Origin of the sequence: Halomonas llamarensis (assembly GCF_023555005.1) — a bacterium.
GTDB lineage: Bacteria > Pseudomonadota > Gammaproteobacteria > Pseudomonadales > Halomonadaceae > Vreelandella > Vreelandella llamarensis.
On sequence record NZ_JAMJPJ010000070.1, the window covers coordinates 1 to 1,987 of the forward strand.

The window sequence follows — 1,987 nt, forward strand, 5'->3', positions numbered from 1 at the left end:
GTTAGTGCGCCAGGCGAAGCCTGGTCATCCGGGCACCTGAAAAGGGGGAAAGGATGAAGTGAAACCCAATGGGTGAAAGTCCCATCCGGCCAAGGCTAGCCACCCGCCGGTAGCGAGTGTTGCGTGGTGTCGAGCAATCGCCACCGCGAAGCGTACACAGCGAGTGGATAGGCCGTGTGATTGAGCACCGAAATCAGCTATGTGTGGTTGCCGACAGCGTTAACTATCTGGAAGGCAATACGAACCTGCCGTAAGGCTTGGCGGGAACGGGCCACCGGTGTCGAAGAGCAGGGCATGTCCATATAGGGGTTTCCCAGGAACCTGGGAGGCCCGCTTTTCTCCTCCGAACGTTAGATGTACAGGCATGGGCTGCCTGCAGCGAAAGCCCCCGGTCCGATGCTGTCGTGCCTGACGGTACCGGAAGCGAAGCTAAGGCACTCAGGAGGTACGGCCAAGCGATCAAAATGAGCTAGCCGGATGGAAAAGCGGGAGTCGGAGTCGCTCATAGTACCGAGGAAGGCGGGGAACCGGCTCGACGGGACCCGCTGGAGGAAAGGAGCGGCCAATCATCAGAATCGCTGGAGGGACACATGGCAGATGCACAGGAATCTGTTCCCATGTTCACGAAACAATGGCGGATAACAGCGTTAGCAGAACGCTTCCCGCAGCGTGCTTTTACCTCACTGGCGCATCACATGGACGCCCAGTGGTTAATGTCGGCCTACTTGATGACGCGTCGTGACGGTGCTATCGGGATTGATGGTCAAACAGCGGATGACTTCGCCAGCGACGTTGACGCTAATATCCAGCGCTTGCTGGAAGAGGCCAAAAGTGGACGCTATCGGGCACCGCCGGTGCGGCGTGTCCATATTCCCAAGGGAGATGGTCGCACCACACGGCCGATTGGCATCCCTACCTTCGAAGATAAAGTTCTGCAGCGGGCAGTGGTGTCGTTGTTGGAGCCGCTTTACGCGCATGATTTTCTACCGTGTTCGTATGGCTTCCGACCGGGACACTCACCGCACCAGGCGATCAAGAGGGTACGGGAGGGCCTGTCGTCAATGGGGGGTGGATGGGTCATTGACCTAGACATCCAGGCCTTCTTCGACACGATCGACCATCAGCACCTGCGCGCATTTCTGCAACAACGAGTGAAGGACGGTGTGATTCTCCGTTTGGTCGGTAAGTGGCTCAAAGCCGGGGTACTGGAAGAAGGGCAATGGCGGAAAGGCGAGATAGGAAGCCCGCAGGGAGGTGTTATTTCGCCGTTGTTGGCGAATATCTACCTTCACTACGTGCTGGACGAGTGGTTCGAGACAGAGGTCAAGCCACGGCTTCGAGGACGCGCGTTCGAGGTGCGTTTCGCCGACGACGCTATCCTGGCGTTCAGCAATGAAGCCGATGCCCGCAAGGTGCTGGAGGTACTGCCGAAGCGCTTCGCGCGTTTTGGTTTAACCTTGCACCCGACCAAGACCCGGTTGGTGCGCTTTAGACCACACCGTGAGCAACGTGCTGAGACGTTCGATTTCCTGGGCTTTACCTATTACTGGGGTAAGTCCCGGCGCGGATGCTGGGTCGTCAAGCAGAAAACGGCCAAGGATCGGTTCAAACGCACCCTGAAGCGCCTGTCGCTGTGGTGTCGCGTGAACCGCCACCGGTCACTGCTGGATCAGCATCGCGTTCTTTGTCGTAAGCTCCAGGGACATTTTGCCTATTACGGTATCAGTGGCAACTATCGAGCCTTGCAAGATGTTGTCTACCAAGCACAATGCATCTGGATCAAATGGCTGAGACGCCGTTCCCAGAGAGGGTACTTTTCCTGGGCGAAAGCTAACCTGCTGCTCAAGCGCTTACCGTTGCCCAAGGCAAGGATCGTACATCGGAATGTCTTTCAGTGAAGCTGATGATTGAGGAGCCGGGTGCGTCAATCGCGCATGCCCGGATCTGTGGGGGGGCGGAACGAGCAATCGTCCGGTCTACCCGACCG

General features: G+C 57.6%; 1 protein-coding gene. It reads left to right on the forward strand.

What is annotated here, in order from left to right; all coding sequences use genetic code 11:
* Positions 1–590 precede the first annotated feature (590 nt).
* Positions 591–1,898: a group II intron reverse transcriptase/maturase gene (ltrA, locus tag M8006_RS17545; RefSeq protein WP_250084484.1), complete on the forward strand. Its 1,308-nt coding sequence runs from the start codon at positions 591–593 to the stop codon at positions 1,896–1,898.
* Positions 1,899–1,987: the final 89 nt, after the last annotated feature.